We start from the raw sequence: 17,036 nt of genomic DNA on the forward strand, positions 1-17,036 counted from the left end.
CAATGCATGGATTTCCATGAGGTGCGGTTGGGGCGTGGCGGGATTAGGGTGGCGACGTGAGTCCGTCAGCCCAGTCCAGCTATCAAGAACAAGTGCTACACGAAGCGCCGACAATCTCCAGATTTTGTTTGTCCGTCAGGGGCACCCGATGACGATAGCGCCCAACTCACTTGGCGAGACCGATTCCAACGCAACGCTCGCGTTAACGCATGAGTTGGACCGATCCGGACCGGGAAGTGGCCGACCTTTCGCGACGAATGAACCGGGCCTGATTCGCGGCAACATGATCAGCGATCTTGAAAGAGGCAGGTTGTCGCGCGTCTGGTCGCACCGTCCTCAATTCTTGCATCTGGGGCTTTTTATTACGGCCTATGTCCTGGGCTGCGGCTTCGCCCAGTCGCTCGCAATCATACCTGGAACAGGGATTTCCATTTGGCCTCCGAGCGGGCTTTTCATCGCTACGCTTGTCTTCGCCTCCAGGTATAGCTGGCCGTGGTGGGTGCTGGGGGCCTGTGTGGCAGAACTGTTCAGCAACTTCTTGTGGTTCCACACTCCGCTGCCCGCGGCCTTCCTGATCTTTGCCGGCAACGCTCTTGAAGCGGTGACCGGCGCATGGCTTGTGAACCAGACCTGCAAGCGCCCAGTTCGGCTGGAAACGTTGCGGGACGTCCTCGCATTCGTCGTACTGGCCGCTGGAGTTGCGCCGGTTGCAAGCGCCACGGTCGGAAGTGCGGCGCTTGCGTGGTTTGGCATACAATCGCAAAGCTTTGCGACGGCTTGGCCGCTGTGGTGGATCGGAGACGCGACAGGAGTCCTGATCGTAGCGCCACTGGCGCTGGTCGTGTTCCAGAACTGGCGCGGCAAGGCGCAGCTCTCGGCAGCGCGGTGGATGGAAGCTTGCGTCCTAGGGCTGATCTTTCTTGGGATCGCCGCCCTTTCCTTGAGCGGCTATCTGCCGTTCGCCTACATCATCATGCCGCCTCTTCTTTGGGCCGCGGTGCGCTTTGAGTTCCGAGGCGCCGCCGTAGCATTGACCGTTCTCGCTCTGATCACGGCAGTATTCACGATATCCGGCGCCAGCCAATTTGCCGGCGATCCCGAGTCCCAGAAGCACAACCAGATCATGCTGCAGCTTTTTCTGGGCATCTCTGCATTTTCGGCGCTCGTCGTGGCCGCCATTTCCAGGCAGCATCAGGCGGCGGTGCTCACTTTGCGCCAAAGTGTGGAGACCTTGCGGGAGCGGGAGCGAGAACTCTCGTTGCTGGTCGAAATGATCCCCGCTCACATTGCCCGCATGGCGCCCAACGGCGAACCAACCTTCTTCAGCAAGCGCACGACAGACTATATCGGCCTCAACGACATCGCGGGCTGGGACAAGCCGGGCACGAGCCGCCTGGCGACCGTAGTCGCGGCAGCCGTCCATCCCGACGATGGACCCAGGATGAGAGAATGGCTCAGCCGCTCACTCGCCACCGGCGAACCCTATCCCATACGGTATCGCCTGCGTCGCGCTGACGGTGTCTACCGCTGGAGGGAGGGCCGCGCCGAGCCGCTGCGGAACCAGAGTGGAGCGATCGTCCAATGGTACACGGCCAGCATCGACATCGACGATGAGGTGCGCGCGCAGGAGGCATTGCGCGACCGGGAGCGGGAGCTCTCGCAGCTTGTCGACATGGTTCCGAGCCACGTTTGGCGCCTGACGCCGGACGGCGAGCCGACCTTTTTCAACAAGCGAATGGTCGACTTTCTCGGCCTTGACGTAACGGATTTGGACAAACAGGGCATCGGCCGGCTGGCGGCGATGATAGCGGCCACCGTCCATCCGGACGACGCAGCAGCATTCGGCGACACGCTCAGTCACTGCCTTGCTACCGGCGAGCGCTTCTCCATGAGGTATCGCCTGCGCCGCGCCGATGGCGTCTATCACTGGATGTCGAGCCGGGCAGAGCCGATGCGCGATCACGCTGGCCTGATCGTGCAGTGGTACGGCCTCTGTCACGACATAGACGATCAGATGCAAGCCGAAGAGGCGCTGCGGCGGAGCGAATTGCAGCTTCAGCAGATGATCGACGCTGTGCCGGTCCGCATTTGGAGCGCGGTGCCGACCGGCGGGCCGGTCTACTTCAACAAGCGATACCAAGACCATTTCCGCGCCGTCATCGCCAATGTCGAAACACTCGGAGAGCCGCGCATCGAGGAATTGCTGCAAGAACTGGTTCATCCCGAAGATGCTCCCGAGGTGCTGCGCACGTTGCTGACTTGTTTCGAAACAGGCGGCGGTTCCGCGATGCGGTTTCGTTGGCGCGAAACAGACGGCTATCGCTGGGCGGAGTGCAGGGTCGAGCCGCGGCGTGATGAAGACGGGGCGGTTGTGCAATGGTACGGGGTTTCCCTCGACATCGACGAAGAGGTGCGCGCGCGGGAAGCGCTGCGACAAGCCTCCGACAAACTCGCGCAAGCCACTCAGGCTGCAAGTCTCGCCGAGCTTTCCGCTTCGATCGCGCACGAGGTGAATCAGCCGCTGGCCGCGATCGTCGCCAATTCCCATGCATGCCACCGTTGGCTGGGCGCCGTCCCGCCGAACGTCGAACGCGCGAAGATTACGGCCGAGCGCATTATCCGGGACGCCAATTCGGCGGCGGACGTCGTCGGCCGCATCCGCGCGCTGTTCAAGCAATCCACCGAGACGAGGACCAATGCCGCGCTCAGCAGTGTCATCGCAGAGGCACGCGACCTCGTGACCGAGGAAGCGATGCGGCGGGGCGTTCGCATCAGCGTTGATGTCGAAAGCGACGTTCCGCTAGTCGCGCTCGATCGCGTCCAGATCCAGCAGGTTCTGGTCAATCTCATTCGCAACGGCATCGAGGCGATGGACTCTGGTGCGGATGACGGAGTTATCAGCATCCGCGTGCGCCATATCGGGGATGTTGTCCAGGCCGAAGTCAGAGATCGCGGCCGGGGCGTCGAGTTTCCCGACCGGATATTCGAACCGTTCTTTACCACGAAAGAGCAAGGGATGGGCATGGGACTGGCGATCTGCCGTTCGATCATCGAGTCGCACAGCGGGCGTCTATGGGTCGAGAAGAACGAACCACGTGGAGCGACGTTTATCTTCACGTTGCCGGTTGAAATGGAAGCGGCGTCATGACGACGGACGGCCAAATTGTCTTTATCGTAGATGACGATGAACGCATCCGGGAGGCGCTTAGTGAACTGCTGGCCGCACATGGCCTGCGTGCCACAGCGTTCGGATCGGCGGGCGATTATATCCGCGCTGACAAGCCGGACGTCCCTGCCTGCCTCATCCTCGATATCGAGTTGCCGGATATTAACGGCCTCGATCTGCAGCGACAGATTGCCGAGGGCGATCATCCGCCGATCGTTTTCCTGACAGGACATGGCGATATCCCGTCCTCGGTGCGTGCGATCAAGCACGGCGCCGTGGATTTCCTGACCAAGCCCTTCAGCGATGCAGACCTCATGGCCGCAATCCATGCGGCGATTGCCCAGGATCGGGTACAGCGATCGGAGCGCGCCGAGCTGGGCGTGTTGAAGCAACGTTATCTTGAGTTGACGCCGCGCGAACGTGAGGTGCTGCCGCTGGTGGTCAGCGGCCTGCTCAACAAGCAGGCCGCCGCTGAACTAGGGATCAGCGAAGTTACGCTGGAAATTCATAGAAGGAACGTCATGCAGAAGATGATCGCGGCGTCGCTCGCCGACCTAGTGCGCATCGCCGAGCGATTGGGAATACCGATCACGCACTCGCGCCGGGCAGGGGGGAGCTGAGGGTGAGCAAGCGGAGGCCTGTCGTTGCGATTGTCGACGATGACCCAAGACTGCTCGAGTCGCTGGAGGACCTCTTGGAGTCCGCCGGCTATGTGGCCCGCAGCTTCTCGTCGCCGGGGGCATTGCTGGTCAGCGGCCTGTCTGGATTGGACATGCTCATCACCGACATCGGGATGCCCGGCATGGACGGCTTTGAACTTCGTGACCTGGTCAAGAAGGCGCGTCCGGACCTGCCTGTGTTCCTGATCACCGGTCGCCACGAGATAGTGGATCAGCACCGCGCCAAGGGCATTGGCGGGCTTTTCTGCAAGCCCTTCGATGGCCAGGCCCTGCTTGCGGCGATCGGCGATGCTTTACGCAACCCAAAAACGGAGCCTAAACATGACAGTTGACCAATTGCCATTACGGAGATCGACGCCGTCATCACAGCAGCGGAGGGCTGAAGCCGAGCAGCCGCTGGTCATTATTGTTGATGATGATGCCTCTGTTCGGGAGGCGCTGTCGGAATTGATCCTGTCGGCGGGTTTCCTGCCGGTCAGCTTTACCTCGACCCGCGAATTGCTTGACGCCGATGTGTTGGAAGGTCCCGGCTGCTTGATCCTCGACGTGCGCATGCCAGGGACGAGCGGTCTCGATCTGCAGCATCATCTTGCGAAAAACGGCAACCCCAAACCCATCATCTTCCTGACCGGACATGGCGATATCCCGATGACTGTCCAAGCGATGAAGGCCGGCGCCGTGGACTTTCTCACCAAGCCGGTGCGGGATCAGACCCTGCTTGACGCGGTGATCACGGGCATTGCGGTGGACGCCAAGCGGCGGGCGGATGCGGTGATCGTCAAGCGCAATGTAGAGCGGGTCGAGACGCTGACGCCGCGCGAGCGCGAGGTTCTGCGAGAAGTGGCGCGCGGACGCCTCAACAAGCAGATCGCCTTCGACCTCGGCATCAGTGAAGTGACGGTCAAGCTGCATCGCGGCAATGTCATGCGCAAGATGGAGGCCGCTTCCATCGGTGAGCTGATCAGGACATGGGAAACGCTGCCCGCGCCGATGCGCCAGGCCTAGAATTTGGCACAAGCCCATCCATGCCCCATCCAATAGGATCGCCCGGCGCGCCCGGCTGCTTCAGGCTGCGGGAAATTGCTACCTCTGCGCGCCCAGGCCTTCCTGCTGTCGGTACGCTCGTGCTGGTGCGGGTGATCCTGATGTACATCGGTGGTCCTGTTGGGTGTTTCGCGGCAAGGCCCGCGCCAACATCGGTTACCATTGAGCGGCGCTCCTTGGCGGCCCAGCCTGACCGACAAACTCGCAACATTCCATGCAACAACAACTGACGCCGGCCATGCCGCGGCGGTCCCCGCGCCGCTACCCAAGCCTAAATTGACGTGTGTCTATAAGAGCTTGCCTTGGCCCGCCCCTATCCTCGGCGTGCCTGCCCTGCACCTCGGCATCGTATGACAGATGCTTCGGTAGAATAGGTTCGCGGCCCGGATCGGTGCATCCTGTTCCTCGCAAGCCATCACGACCGTCGCGTTTCTACCGCTCCTCGCTCGCTCCTCCCCGAACGCGACCGCACAGGCCGACTCGACGGTCGTGATGGTGAGCATGATGTTCAAAGCACATGGATGGACATGATGAACAAAGACGGACTTTTCTCCGTCGGCGGATCTCGCCGCGATGTCTTGTTGGCAGGCCTGATCTCTACGGTAGCCGCCGGACTGCCCCGCGCTGCTTCGGCAACGAGCCGAAAACAAAAGCTTTCCTCTTCCCCCTCCATCAAAGGAACCAAGACGATGAGCACCATCACGACCAAGGACGGCACCGAAATCTACTACAAGGATTGGGGCAAGGGTCCTGTCGTCACATTTTCGCACGGCTGGCCGCTGAATTCCGACGCCTGGGACGGCCAGATGCTGTTTCTTGCCCATAACGGCTTTCGCGTCGTTGCGCATGACCGGCGCGGCCATGGCCGATCGAGCCAGGCGACTTCCGGCAACGATATGAACGGCTATGCGGACGATCTTGCAGCCGTGATCGAGGCGCTGGATCTCCGGGACGCCACGCTGGTCGGCCATTCCACCGGAGGAGGCGAGGTTGCTCGCTATATCGGACGGCACGGGAAGAAACGGGTGGCCAAGGCAGTTCTTATCGCCGCTGTTCCGCCGATCATGGTGAAGACGCCGGCCAATCCGGAAGGCCTGCCGATCGAGGTATTCGACGGCATAAGAGCTGGCCTCGTCAAGGATCGTTCGCAGTACTACCGGGACCTCGCACCGTTGTTTTATGGCGCGAACAGGCCGGGCGCTAAGGTTTCCCAGGGGACTCTGGATCAGTTCTGGCTCTGGAGCATGCAGGCGGGTCTCGTCAACGCGTACGAAAGCGTCAAGGCGTTCTCCGAGACCGATTTTACCGAGGACCTCAAAAAGTTCGACGTACCAACCCTGGTCCTGCATGGCGAGGACGACCAGATCGTCCCCGTCAAGGACTCGGCAGTCAAGTCGGCCCGACTGATCAAAGGCGCAAAGGATATCTACTACCCCGGCGCGCCCCACGGGATCACGGCCACGCACCAGGATCAGGTCAATGCTGACCTGCTCGCCTTCATCAAAGGATAGTACGCCCTCAGACACGACCACATGTTGTCCGCACTTCCTTGGAGCCGCCGATGACCACCTTTGGCAATATTTCGCGCGCCCTGAACAGCATTTCAGGTGGCGCGCCAGGTCAACCTTGTGCGCTCGCATAGCCGAGCGGTGCCTGAATGCCGGTTCTGTCGGCTCATGTCCCGGATTGTGGAACCGAACCACTGCGCCATCGAGTTGGAGCGCTGGCAAAGGCGGCAAACATATGCTGCGACAGGGCTGCCATTCGGGCAACTGCGCCTGTGCAGCGCGGAGGCGATCGCCGGGGTTTGACACTACGTCGCACTGTCGGGGGTCGCCGCCGCGCCTTGAAGGCCAAAGCGCTCTCGAGGTCGTCAAACTGGCTAATCGCCGGGAGTTTATCAATCGGTAGCCGTTTGCGATTGCCGCTCATTTTGGCGGTCTCAATTCGGCGTGAAATTTTCTTGGCCAGCAGTTGCGACCATCGCAGCAGCACCGGCACAATTTTTCGAAGGCAGGAACGACATGGGCGCACTCTCAGGCAAGATCGCGGTGGTCACCGGCGGAAACAGCGGGATCGGACTATCGGCTGCAAAAATCTTTGCGGCCGAGGGCGCGCAAGTCGTCATTACCGGCCGCCGGCGGCAGGCGGTCGAGGAAGCGGTCGCACAGATCGGGGCAGGCGCGCTGGGCATTCAGGGAAATGTGGCCGACGTGTCGCACCATGACGAGGTAGCGCAGCAGATCCGCCAGAGGTTCGGGGCGCTCGACATCTATATGGCGAACGCCGGCATAAACACCATCACGCACTCGGCCGATGTCTCCGAGGCAGAATATGATGCGCAATTTGCCGTTAACACGCGAGGCGTCTTCTTCGGCGTCCAGAAGCTGATTCCGATCATGCGGAACGGCGGCGCAATCATCCTCACAGGCTCGCTCGCCAGCGAGAAGGTCCTGGACGGTCATGCTGTATACGCGGGCTCGAAGGCGGCCATAAATGCCTTTGCGCGCGCTTGGGCGATCGAACTGAAGTCTCGCGGCATCCGGGTCAACGTGCTCAGCCCAGGTCCGGTGGATACGGCTATTCTCGATAAGCTAGGCATACCGTTTGAGCAGCGCGGGCTGTTTGAAAAGGCGATGGCGGAGGCAATACCCCTGGGCCGGATGGGGCAGCCGGAAGAGCTGGCAAAAGCTGCTCTGTTCCTTGCCTCGGACGCGAGCAGTTTCGTCACGGGCATCAATCTGCGGGTGGATGGCGGGATGGCAGTGCTCTGAGCCATGACTGCGAGATCGCGCCAATAGACTGCCGGTTATTGGCTGAGCAATCGGTCTTCCTCACGAAAATTTTTTGGGAAGCTGCCGCACGAGTCGCGCCAAATAGGTCGGAGGCGACACGTTTTGTCGACGTGGCGCAAATTGAGCCACGTAAATAGCAAGTCGCATTGCAGGGATCGACGCGCAAGAGAAGTCGGATCGCCAGGTCTCGCCACGGCGGCAGCGGCGTCTTGCAAACACAGCTCTCCGGCCGCGCGCCCTCAGTGTCTGTTCCGGCGTCCGCCGACAATGCACACCCGGCATAGATACCTCAATTATGCTGCAGGGCACCTGATCTCCCCGGTGACCTACCCTGCACCTTGGCATTGTATGACAGACCCTTCCGCACAATAGGTTGGCGGGCAGCGTCGGCGCATTCTCTTGAGCATTGGTCACCACAGGCCACACGGGAGAAAGCAAATGCGAAACATAACTCGAGCCCTGGCGCTCACCGCAGCGCTGGCCGCGTCGGGCGGCGGGATGGCGCAGGCCGCCAATTCTCAGCCCAAGCCGACGATCGTACTGGTGCACGGCGCCTTCGCGGAATCGTCGAGCTGGGACGCAGTCATCACCAAGCTCAGCAAAGACGGTTATGTAGCGATAGCCGCAGCTAATCCGCTCCGCGGCGTTGCCAGCGATGCGAAAGCAGTCTCAGCCATCGTCCGGTCGGTTTCCGGGCCGGTCGTGCTGGTGGGGCATTCCTACGGCGGGCCTGTCATCACCGAGGCCGCCAATGGCAATCCCAATGTAAAGGCGTTGGTCTACGTGGCGGGCTTCGCGCCGGATACCGGCGAATCGAGCCTTACGTTGTCCAGCATGTTTCCCGGCAGCACCTTGGGGAGCGCGCTTGCTCCGGTAGCGTTGCCGGACGGCGGGCAAGACCTCTTCATCGAGCCGGCCAAGTTCCGCGCCCAGTTCGCCGCCGACGTTCCGCAAGAGCAGACTTTGCTGATGGCTGCCACTCAACGTCCTGTTGCTCAGGCGGCTCTGACTGAAACCTCGGGCGTCGCCTCATGGAAGACGCTGCCGTCCTACATGATCTACGGCTCGGATGACCGCAACATCCCGGCAGCCGTCATGAGCTTCATGGCCAAGCGTGCGCACGCGGTAAAGACCGTCGTCATCGAGGGTGCGTCCCACGCGCTCATGGTTTCGCACCCCGACGAGGTCACGTCACTCATCGAGGATGCTGCTGCATCGGTCAGTCAATAGCAGGCTGGAAGCGCCTGCATCCGATCGAGCAACGAAAATAGACACGCAACACCAGGAGACCAGACATGAAGATCGTCGTCATCGGCGGAACCGGGCTGATCGGTTCAAAGACCGTGGAGAGGCTGCGAAACAAAGGACACGACGTGCTGGCGGCGTCGCCGAATTCGGGCGTCAACACCGTTACGGGAGAGGGTCTGGCGTCCGCGCTTGCCGGTGCGCAGGTCGTCGTCGACCTGGCGAACTCGCCGTCGTTCGAGGAAAAGGCTGCCCTGGAGTTCTTCGGGGCATCCGGGCGTAATCTTTTTGCCGCCGAAACGGCCGCCGGCGTCCGTCATCACGTGGCGCTGTCCGTCGTCGGTACCGACCGGCTGCAGGGCATGGGCTATTTCCGCGGCAAGTTGCTTCAGGAAAAGCTGATCAGGGAGTCCGGAATTCCCTACACCATCGTTCACGCCACTCAGTTCTTCGAATTCACAGCCGCCATCGCAAACACGGATGCCGTCGGAGATACCATTCATATGTCGCCGGCCTACTTCCAACCCATGGCGGCTGATAATGTTGCCGATGCGATGGCGGACGTCGCGCTTGCCGCGCCGTTGAACGGCATGATCGAAATTGCCGGCCCGGAGCGTGTTCGCATGAGCGAACTTGTCGAGCGCTTCCTGAAGGCCACCAACGACCCGCGCAAAGTCGTCCCGGATCCCGGCGCGCTCTACTACGGCCAAGTGGCAATCGACGACCGAACGCTGGTGCCCGGCGAGAATGCGCGCATCGGCGCCGTGCGTTTCGATGATTGGCTCAGCCGATACACGCCACCGAAATAAGCAATCACCGGATAGGCCATTCTCACAATAAGGAGACCAGACATGATCAGAACACTTCTCTGCGCCGCGCTCACCGCCGCTTCCGTCACCGCAGCAATGGCCAATGACGCCGCCAGCGTGAAGCTTGTCTACGACCAGGCCCTTCCAAACGTGCCCGGCAAGAGCATGAAGGCCGTGCTCGTCGAGTACGCGCCGGGGGGTACGTCGCCGGCCCATACCCATCCCAAATCCGCGTTCATCTATGCCACGGTTCTGGAGGGGGCGATCCGAAGCCAGGTCAACGATGGGCCGGTGAAGACTTATCGCGCCGGCGAGAGTTTCTCCGAATTCCCGGGCGACCGTCATGCCGTCAGCGAAAACGCCAGCAAGACGGAAGGCGCTCGTCTGCTTGCTATTTTCGTCGTCGACACCAGCGAGACGGAACTGACGACGAACGCGAAATGAAATCGTGGCCCCCGGACCATCGTATGCGAAAGGACGGTCAGTGACATGAATTCGATCGCCAGCCGCACACTTGCAGGGATTTCGGTCCCCGATACACCGCTTGTTGGCCGAGCGATCGAACATGCCCGCCAGCGATGTGAGCCCTACCTGTTCAACCACGTTGTCCGATCCTGGCTTTTCGCGGCCCGGATCGGACAGATTCAGAATATCCAGCACGACGCGGAGGTTGTTGCCGTTGCAACCCTGTTGCATGACGTCACGCTCAATGAGGACTTCGCCGGGCCGCGCCGTTTCGAAGTGGAAGGCGCCGATCTTGCCCGCACCTTCGTTCGGGAAGGCGGCTTCGACGAGCGGCGCGCCCAATTGATCTGGGACAGCGTCGCCCTCAACTCGACGCCGTCGATCGGCCTCTACAAGGAGGCTGAGGTGGCGCTGTGCACAGCCGGCATCTGCCTCGATGTCGTCGGCTTGCAATACAGCCTCGTTTCGTCAGCCGAGATTGCAAAGATCGTTGGCGAATTTCCGCGCCTCGGGATGAAGCGGCGGATGACGCGATGCTTTTGCCATATCGCCGAGGTCAGGCCGGAAACCACCTACGACAACTTTGCCCGGGACTTCGGCGAGCGCTTTGTTTCAGGCTACAAGGCGACTTCGGCAGTTGATCTTGTGATGAACGCTCCCTTCGAAGAGTGAACGCAGTTTCGATCCAGGTTCAATCGACACCGGTCGGTTCAGCCTCGCCCTTCAAGTGACCCAAACGCTGTGCGCCTGTCGCATGCCTGCGCCAAAGCGAATTGCCGAGGGGCGCGGTCAGGTGCCAATTTCCACCTCCTATACTTCGGTTTAGGCGCCCCGACCTAATGAATGGCAGTACATATCATCGGGCACGATAGCAACAATTTGGCTCGCCGGTCATCCTTACGCGGCAATGGATTGCAAACACCTCAAGGAGATAAAGTAATGAATATTGCAGCGTCACCGGTCGCTCCGAAGGGAAAAGCCGCCGCCCAACGCGCGAGTTATGCCGAGCAGTCGCCCGAACTTCTGAAGAAATTTATCGAATTTCTTGGAGCGACGCGAGAGGGGTCGATCGAAGAGCCAATCCGCGACCTTGTTGCCGTCCGGGCCGCGCAGCTGAACGGGTGCACCTTCTGCCTCGATATGCACGTCAAACAGGCGAAGATTCATGGCGAGCGCGAACTGCGCCTTTACCATCTGGCAGCCTGGCGGGATTCGACCTTGTTCGTTCCTCGCGAGCGTGCAGCCTTGGCATGGACGGAAGTCTTGACGAAGTTGCCCGAGCAGGGTGTCCCGGACGAGATCTACGATCGGGTCAGGTCGCAGCTTTCCGAGAAGGAAATCTCCGATCTGACCTTCGTTGTCATGGCGGTCAACTCTTGGAACCGTCTGAACATCGGCTTCAAACCCGTCCCGGGCTCGGGCGATGCGAAGTTTGGCCTGAGCAAAGCAGCGCTGAGCTAATCTTTGGAATGGGTCAGAATGGCGCTTGTTTGTGCGCCATTCTGAGCCGCCGGGCAAAGTCGCCGAGCTCGGCGACCAACACTGGAACCGATCTCAGCCTCCCGGCCGCGGCCGCGAGGCGCTCTCAGGAGGGCGTCATGCGCATTGACAGTCTGCATCCAGTAATATCGGCCCGTCTTATGGTGGTCGATGTCGACGCTCCACTCCGCAGTGCGGCACTCTCACTTTCCAGGCCCGCAATAGGCCTGGTCGTGGTGTGCCACGGCAGTGGGGAGGCGGCAGGCGTGCTGAGCAAGTCCGACCTTGTCCGCCATCTGGCCAATTCAGGGCCAACAGAAGCGCCGATTGCGGCATTGATGAGCCGGTCCATCGTGTCCTGTGGTCCCGATGATGATCTTCATTCAGTCTGGCAGACCATGGCCGCGCAAGGCCTGCAGAATGTGCCGGTGCTCGGGGCTGACTCGAAACCGCTAGGCGTCCTAGATATCCGTGATGCGATGAAGGCGCTCTTTAAACAAGAGGAACTGCAGGAACGGCTGCTTGCCAACTACATCAGCGGGATCGGCTACCAATAGAGCATGGTCTCGCGATTGAATATACGGAAGTATGCATCGGCGTCTTCTTAGATATAGTAGAAAATAAAGGTCGCAATTTATAGCGTATTGAAGCAAATAGGTGACGACTTAGCCAGCGGGGAATGAAATGTTTCGTCCGGACATAAAAGAAGATGTCTTCGACGGCCCGCCCGATGGCCCTGGAAGTGGTATGTCCGTGCAAATGTCGACGACCGGCATCGTCCATGACCTGGGCAATCTCATTCAGGTCGCCTCGTCGGCGTTGAACCACCTGGCCCGCGATCCGAGCATCCAAGCGGCTCCGGCGCTCGGGCCTGTAATAGCCGGCGCCAAAACGGCTTTGGAACGGGCCGGGGGCCTTGTCCGGCAAACCATCAGCCTCGCCCGAGAGAGCCACGCGGAAATCGAATACACAAACGTAGGTGCTTGCCTGGCTGAGATCGAGACCCTCGTACGGAGCGCCTTGGACGCCAATTTCGGTCTTGAGCTTCGGGTCGGGTCCGACCTGCCTTTGGTGCGATGCGATCGCTTTGGATTGCAAAATGCGGTTCTGAATCTTCTGTTCAACGCGCGCGATGCAATGCCTGACGGCGGTTTCATCTCGATCGATGCCGGCTTGGCCTCTGAAAACTCCGCCGCCAGTCAGGTAGATATCCGTGTCGCGGACAACGGTATCGGGATGACCAGCGAGACGATGGTCTGCGCCTTCGATCCGTTCTTCACCACCAAACGCGAAGGCCTCGGCGGCGTCGGATTGCCGATGGTGAAGCACTTTGCCGAGCAATCAGGCGGAAGCATCGATATTCAGAGCACACTTGGGGTAGGCACGACCGTCACTCTGCGGTTGCCTGCGATGCGATAGCGGCCCGCCAATCTGCCTCTGGTGATAAACGTGACATACAGTCGAGAGATAAAGATGGATGCACAAGTCGTCGAAAACGTCCAACAGCACCGTTTCGAGCTGCCGATCGCCGGCGATATGTTTGCGGCGGCCTATTATCGGCTCGAGGGCGGGAAGGTTGCGCTGATACACACCGAAGTCCCGTCGGAATTTTCCGGACAGGGGATCGCGTCGCAATTGGCCCAAGGGACCTTCGAACTGCTCCGCAAAACCGGCCGTAAAGCGATCTTGAAATGTCCCTTCATGAGCCGCTTTTTCGCCAAGCACCCGGACTATGCAGATGTCGTCTGCGGCTAGTCATGGGGACGAATGTTGAGGGTTTCCCAAGGATCTATCCAAATGCCTGACGAGTATGATCTGCAGAGGTTCGTCAGCGCACAGGATCCGGTCTACGACGACGCGCTGGCCATTCTACGTCGAGGGATGATGTGCACTCCCTACATGGAGTTCATCTTCCCAAGGTTGGCCATAAGGCGAACTGGTGCAGCGCCTGAGCCATATGCAATCACATCGCTCGACGAAGCCAGCGCCTATCTCTCATTTCCGATCCTCGGAGGCCGTTATCGGGAATGCGTTGGTACCCTGCAACGGCTCTCGGGCCTGAGCGCTCGCGCTGTCTTCGGTGACGTTGATGCGAAGAAGTTGCACGCGTCCCTCACGCTGTTTTCCGAAGCAAGCAACGAGGAGTTCCTGCTCGAGACAATCTTCGACGTCTGGTTCGACGGTTTGCTCGATGAGGAAACGATGAACGATCTCTACTTGATGTCGTAGTGGTCTGCTCGTGCCAGCGGCGTAAAGCCGTCGCGGCGCAGAGGTCACCATCCGCTGCCTTATCATGCGGTGCCATTTCGAAACCGTGACCTGCGTCGAATATAGCGGGGCCGAAATGGTCGAACAGGACGAAGGGCCCGATCATGAGGCGATTCGAGGAGGGCAATACGCGCCCTACCTTCAGTCCGTCCGCAAAATCAAGGATAGCCGGCTGGATCGATGCCTGTGATATCGCTTTGGCGGATGGTCATGGATCTCTGTCCTTCTGCATGCTTTGTCAGCCAGGTGCTCGAACGCGCTTGAACGGAGCGGCTCGAAAGACCGTCTGAATGGCTTTGAGGAGGGCGAATTTGGAGCTCATGTGATGCTCTCCCGCGATGCCGCTTTCATTAGAAGCCGACACCCTCATCGACAGGACCGCGGCAAGATCTTCGGCCATTTCGGGCCGGTCGTGCAGCAGCGGTGCAAAGCTTTCCTGGTCTATCTCGTAAACCGTGACAGGGGTCATTGCCCGCAAACTCGACATCTCGCCAATGCCGGCGAGCAGGCCGGTCTCGCCGAAGAAATCGCCAGGTGCAAGCCGGCCGATCTCCTGCAGTTGATCGTCGTCCTCGCCAATTTGCCGGACGATGACGCCCGTCCGTACGATCATGAGCGACGGCAGCATCTCTCCCTGTCGTGCGATGATCTCGCCCTTATGGTAGGTGTGAACCGAGGCCGCTTTGGCGAGCGACTCCTGCTCGGTACCCGTCAGTGCCGAGAATACCGGTATGGAATTGATAAGCTCGATCGGGGTGAAGCCTTGCGAGGCTGCCGTCTCGTCGCTCGGCCGGTCGGTCATGGCAATCGAGCCCGAAAGTGGCTGCGCCAGCAGCAGGCCGGTCGACTTTGAATGGCGATAAATGAGATCGAAGATGTCGTTCCGAGCGGCACTTCGCTGGTCAATACTTGCGACGCGAAACGACAACTCGATCTCGATAGCTGCAGCATCCAGGCTTCTGATGGTAACCGAAGGCGAAGGGTCCTGGAGGATTGAATTGCAGCTCAGCAAGACAGTGCGCATGAGATCTACGATGATCGCCGGCGTCTTCGTTGGCGCCACCTTGACGGTGACGGCAAGTCCATGGCTCTCGTCCGGACCGCTTAAATTTGTTACCCCGATCTTGGCGAGAAGGCTGTTTGGCAGCGCGACGACATTGTGGGTCGGGGTAAGGAGTTGAGTCGACCGCCAGTTGGTCTCGACAACGCGGCCTTCGGTTCCGTCGCCCAGAATGATCCAGTTTCCAAGCACGTAAGGGCGGCCGAGGTTAAGCGCGATCCCAGAAAATACGTCACCAAGCGTATTCTGGAGCGCCAGTCCCAGCATGACGGCAAACACGCCCGACGTGGCAATGAGCGTTCCGACCGGCACTGCAAAGACGAACGCCAGGATCGACAGGAACATTCCAGCATAGACGATTCCGACCACGACGTCCTGCAGGAGACGTGCCTCGCGCGGCTTTCGCTCAAAGACGAGATAGATGCGGACAAATCCGATCAGCGCCCAGGCAAGGTGAACCCACCAGAGCAGCTTGACCGAGCCGATGAGGATCGCTCCCCCGGTTGTTTCGTTGTTCCCTGCGGCCTCGTACGGCACGACGCGCAGGTGGAGAACCATGGCCGACATCGCGAGGAAAAAGCCAAGTTGGACGACCAGCTTCGCATTGGCGAAGCGTCTGGCGATGAGAGACCAAACGACGATCCCGGCGAGGCCGAGCAACACGATGTAGACCAGAGGAGAGTTCCACCAGTTCATGAACGATCACCGCAATGCCCAGTTCAATGTTTGGTCTCCGGCCCGGCGATCGGGCCTCTGCCGCTGGCCTTGTCTTTTTCGAGCACTGCTTCGGTGATCGAATTCGGCAGCCGTCGCGGCTTTTCGATCAGCCCGAGCACCGGCATGGCGATGATGAAGAACGCGAAATAGTAAAGCGTCGCCAGTTGGGACATGACGACGTATGCGCCTTCCGCCGGCCGGGAGCCGAGCCAGCCGAGAAAGAGGGCATTGGCAACGAATAGCCAGAAGAGCACCCTGTACCAGGGGCGATAGACCGCCGAGCGCACTTTCGAGGTGTCGAGCCACGGCACAAGGAACAGCACCGCGATCGAGCCGAACATCGCGAGCACGCCGCCGAGCTTGGAATCGATCGGCCCGATATTGAACGTGATGGCCCGGAGGATCGCGTAGAACGGCAGGAAGTACCATTCCGGCACGATGTGGGCCGGCGTCTTCAGCGGATTGGCGATGCTGTTGTTGTCTGGATGGCCGAGATAGTTCGGCAAGTAGAAGACGAAGTAGGCGAAGAAGAACAGGAACACGAGGATGCCGAAGGCATCTTTGACGGTCGCATAGGGCGTGAAGTCCACGACATCGGTTTTCGATTTGACCTCGATGCCGGTCGGATTGTTCTGGCCGACGACGTGAAGCGCCCAGATATGCAAGGTCACCACGCCCGCAAGCACAAATGGCAGCAGGTAATGCAGCGCAAAGAAGCGGTTCAGCGTCGGATTATCGACCGCGAAGCCGCCGAGCAAAAGCTGCTGGAGCCAGTCGCCGATCAGTGGGACGGCCGTGAAGAAGTTGGTGATGACAGTAGCGCCCCAGAACGACATCTGTCCCCAAGGCAGGACGTAGCCCATGAAGGCCGTCGCCATCATCAGCAGGAGGTTGGTGCAACCGAGCACCCACAGCAGCTCACGCGGCGCCTTGTACGAACCATAGTAGAGCCCGCGGCAGATATGGATGTAGACGGCAATGAAGAAGAACGACGCGCCGTTGGAATGGAGATAGCGCAGCAGCCAGCCCGAATTCACGTCGCGCATGATCTTCTCGACCGAATTGAAGGCCAGCCCCGTATCAGGAGCGTAATGCATCGCCAGCACGATGCCGGTCAGGATCTGTGAAACCAGCATGATCGTGAGAATGCCGCCGAACGTATAGGCGTAGTTCAGGTTGCGCGGGACGGGATAGACGATGAAGCTGTCATAGACCAGCCGCGGCAGCGGCAGGCGGGCGTCGAGCCAACGTTCGATTCTGGTTTTGGGCGTATAGGTCGAGTATTTGTCGCCGCTCATCGAAAGCCCT

The 17,036-nt window shown here is 60.1% G+C and carries 17 protein-coding genes; 15 read left to right on the plus strand and 2 right to left on the minus strand.

The features are described 5' to 3' along the window. Positions 1 to 283: 283 nt before the first annotated feature. The 15 genes from NKH80_RS07125 (at position 284) to NKH80_RS07195 (ending at position 13,912) form a co-directional block, all read left to right on the plus strand. Positions 284 to 3,148 (plus strand): sensor histidine kinase, encoded by a 2,865-nt coding sequence (locus tag NKH80_RS07125; protein ID WP_502899796.1) that lies wholly within the window; start codon positions 284 to 286, stop codon positions 3,146 to 3,148. Beyond that, the gene (locus NKH80_RS07130; protein WP_352505175.1) at positions 3,145 to 3,786 is read left to right on the plus strand and encodes a response regulator transcription factor; all 642 of its coding nucleotides are present in this window, start codon (positions 3,145 to 3,147) and stop codon (positions 3,784 to 3,786) included. Before NKH80_RS07125 ends, NKH80_RS07130 begins: the two co-directional genes overlap by 4 nt. A 2-nt stretch (positions 3,787 to 3,788) precedes the next feature. After that, positions 3,789 to 4,178 carry a response regulator gene (locus NKH80_RS07135; RefSeq protein WP_254818501.1) on the plus strand — a complete coding sequence of 130 codons (390 nt, stop codon included), beginning with the start codon at positions 3,789 to 3,791 and terminating at the stop codon, positions 4,176 to 4,178. After that, complete coding sequence (locus NKH80_RS07140; RefSeq protein ID WP_352505448.1) at positions 4,168 to 4,851, plus strand: response regulator transcription factor; 684 nt, start codon at positions 4,168 to 4,170, stop codon at positions 4,849 to 4,851. Before NKH80_RS07135 ends, NKH80_RS07140 begins: the two co-directional genes overlap by 11 nt. A 569-nt stretch (positions 4,852 to 5,420) precedes the next feature. Continuing rightward, positions 5,421 to 6,401 carry an alpha/beta fold hydrolase gene (locus tag NKH80_RS07145; RefSeq protein ID WP_502900925.1) on the plus strand — a complete coding sequence of 327 codons (981 nt, stop codon included), beginning with the start codon at positions 5,421 to 5,423 and terminating at the stop codon, positions 6,399 to 6,401. 513 nt (positions 6,402 to 6,914) lie between these two features. After that, positions 6,915 to 7,664, plus strand: coding sequence for a glucose 1-dehydrogenase (locus tag NKH80_RS07150; RefSeq protein WP_352505173.1), 750 nt, complete (start codon positions 6,915 to 6,917; stop codon positions 7,662 to 7,664). A gap of 459 nt (positions 7,665 to 8,123) precedes the next feature. After that, on the plus strand, positions 8,124 to 8,915 hold the full coding sequence (locus tag NKH80_RS07155; protein ID WP_352505172.1) for an alpha/beta fold hydrolase: 792 nt from the start codon (positions 8,124 to 8,126) through the stop codon (positions 8,913 to 8,915). Between the two features lie 65 nt (positions 8,916 to 8,980). Beyond that, positions 8,981 to 9,739, plus strand: a complete 759-nt coding sequence (locus NKH80_RS07160; RefSeq protein ID WP_352990533.1) for an SDR family oxidoreductase — start codon at positions 8,981 to 8,983, stop codon at positions 9,737 to 9,739. A 42-nt stretch (positions 9,740 to 9,781) separates the two neighbouring features. After that, positions 9,782 to 10,183: a cupin domain-containing protein gene (locus tag NKH80_RS07165; protein ID WP_352646006.1), complete on the plus strand. Its 402-nt coding sequence runs from the start codon at positions 9,782 to 9,784 to the stop codon at positions 10,181 to 10,183. Positions 10,184 to 10,228: 45 nt separating this feature from the next. After that, positions 10,229 to 10,876 carry an HD domain-containing protein gene (locus NKH80_RS07170; protein WP_352990535.1) on the plus strand — a complete coding sequence of 216 codons (648 nt, stop codon included), beginning with the start codon at positions 10,229 to 10,231 and terminating at the stop codon, positions 10,874 to 10,876. Positions 10,877 to 11,143: 267 nt separating this feature from the next. Further along, on the plus strand, positions 11,144 to 11,665 hold the full coding sequence (locus NKH80_RS07175; RefSeq protein WP_254818507.1) for a carboxymuconolactone decarboxylase family protein: 522 nt from the start codon (positions 11,144 to 11,146) through the stop codon (positions 11,663 to 11,665). Between the two features lie 137 nt (positions 11,666 to 11,802). Further along, positions 11,803 to 12,240 carry a CBS domain-containing protein gene (locus NKH80_RS07180; protein WP_352455793.1) on the plus strand — a complete coding sequence of 146 codons (438 nt, stop codon included), beginning with the start codon at positions 11,803 to 11,805 and terminating at the stop codon, positions 12,238 to 12,240. A gap of 127 nt (positions 12,241 to 12,367) precedes the next feature. Next, complete coding sequence (locus NKH80_RS07185; protein ID WP_352701568.1) at positions 12,368 to 13,102, plus strand: sensor histidine kinase; 735 nt, start codon at positions 12,368 to 12,370, stop codon at positions 13,100 to 13,102. Positions 13,103 to 13,156: 54 nt separating this feature from the next. Next, a complete protein-coding gene (locus NKH80_RS07190) occupies positions 13,157 to 13,438 on the plus strand; it encodes a GNAT family N-acetyltransferase (protein WP_254818510.1) in 282 nt (93 codons plus the stop codon). A 42-nt stretch (positions 13,439 to 13,480) separates the two neighbouring features. Next, the gene (locus NKH80_RS07195) at positions 13,481 to 13,912 is read left to right on the plus strand and encodes a DUF1810 domain-containing protein (RefSeq protein ID WP_352804477.1); all 432 of its coding nucleotides are present in this window, start codon (positions 13,481 to 13,483) and stop codon (positions 13,910 to 13,912) included. 277 nt (positions 13,913 to 14,189) lie between these two features. On the opposite strand, the gene NKH80_RS07200 is transcribed toward NKH80_RS07195, so the two are convergent. Both NKH80_RS07200 and NKH80_RS07205 read right to left on the minus strand, forming a co-directional pair. Further along, entirely contained in the window at positions 14,190 to 15,707 is a 1,518-nt protein-coding gene (locus tag NKH80_RS07200) for a mechanosensitive ion channel family protein (protein ID WP_352990541.1), read from the minus strand. A gap of 23 nt (positions 15,708 to 15,730) precedes the next feature. Continuing rightward, the gene (locus NKH80_RS07205) at positions 15,731 to 17,026 is read right to left on the minus strand and encodes a cytochrome b (protein WP_254818513.1); all 1,296 of its coding nucleotides are present in this window, start codon (positions 17,024 to 17,026) and stop codon (positions 15,731 to 15,733) included. Between the last annotated feature and the right edge of the window lie 10 nt (positions 17,027 to 17,036).

Origin of the sequence: Mesorhizobium sp. M0904, assembly GCF_040319475.1 — a bacterium.
GTDB lineage: Bacteria > Pseudomonadota > Alphaproteobacteria > Rhizobiales > Rhizobiaceae > Mesorhizobium.

Bases quoted from the DNA above. Each gene is read 5' to 3' on its own strand.
- NKH80_RS07125 (WP_502899796.1), top strand. From the start codon at position 284: ATGATCAGCGATCTTGAAAGAGGCAGGTTGTCGCGCGTCTGGTCGCAC.
- NKH80_RS07130 (WP_352505175.1), top strand. From the start codon at position 3,145: ATGACGACGGACGGCCAAATTGTCTTTATCGTAGATGACGATGAACGC.
- NKH80_RS07140 (WP_352505448.1), top strand. From the start codon at position 4,168: ATGACAGTTGACCAATTGCCATTACGGAGATCGACGCCGTCATCACAG.
- NKH80_RS07145 (WP_502900925.1), top strand. From the start codon at position 5,421: ATGAACAAAGACGGACTTTTCTCCGTCGGCGGATCTCGCCGCGATGTC.
- NKH80_RS07150 (WP_352505173.1), top strand. From the start codon at position 6,915: ATGGGCGCACTCTCAGGCAAGATCGCGGTGGTCACCGGCGGAAACAGC.
- NKH80_RS07155 (WP_352505172.1), top strand. From the start codon at position 8,124: ATGCGAAACATAACTCGAGCCCTGGCGCTCACCGCAGCGCTGGCCGCG.
- NKH80_RS07160 (WP_352990533.1), top strand. From the start codon at position 8,981: ATGAAGATCGTCGTCATCGGCGGAACCGGGCTGATCGGTTCAAAGACC.
- NKH80_RS07165 (WP_352646006.1), top strand. From the start codon at position 9,782: ATGATCAGAACACTTCTCTGCGCCGCGCTCACCGCCGCTTCCGTCACC.
- NKH80_RS07170 (WP_352990535.1), top strand. From the start codon at position 10,229: ATGAATTCGATCGCCAGCCGCACACTTGCAGGGATTTCGGTCCCCGAT.
- NKH80_RS07175 (WP_254818507.1), top strand. From the start codon at position 11,144: ATGAATATTGCAGCGTCACCGGTCGCTCCGAAGGGAAAAGCCGCCGCC.
- NKH80_RS07180 (WP_352455793.1), top strand. From the start codon at position 11,803: ATGCGCATTGACAGTCTGCATCCAGTAATATCGGCCCGTCTTATGGTG.
- NKH80_RS07185 (WP_352701568.1), top strand. From the start codon at position 12,368: ATGTTTCGTCCGGACATAAAAGAAGATGTCTTCGACGGCCCGCCCGAT.
- NKH80_RS07190 (WP_254818510.1), top strand. From the start codon at position 13,157: ATGGATGCACAAGTCGTCGAAAACGTCCAACAGCACCGTTTCGAGCTG.
- NKH80_RS07195 (WP_352804477.1), top strand. From the start codon at position 13,481: ATGCCTGACGAGTATGATCTGCAGAGGTTCGTCAGCGCACAGGATCCG.
- NKH80_RS07200 (WP_352990541.1), bottom strand. From the start codon at position 15,707: ATGAACTGGTGGAACTCTCCTCTGGTCTACATCGTGTTGCTCGGCCTC.
- NKH80_RS07205 (WP_254818513.1), bottom strand. From the start codon at position 17,026: ATGAGCGGCGACAAATACTCGACCTATACGCCCAAAACCAGAATCGAA.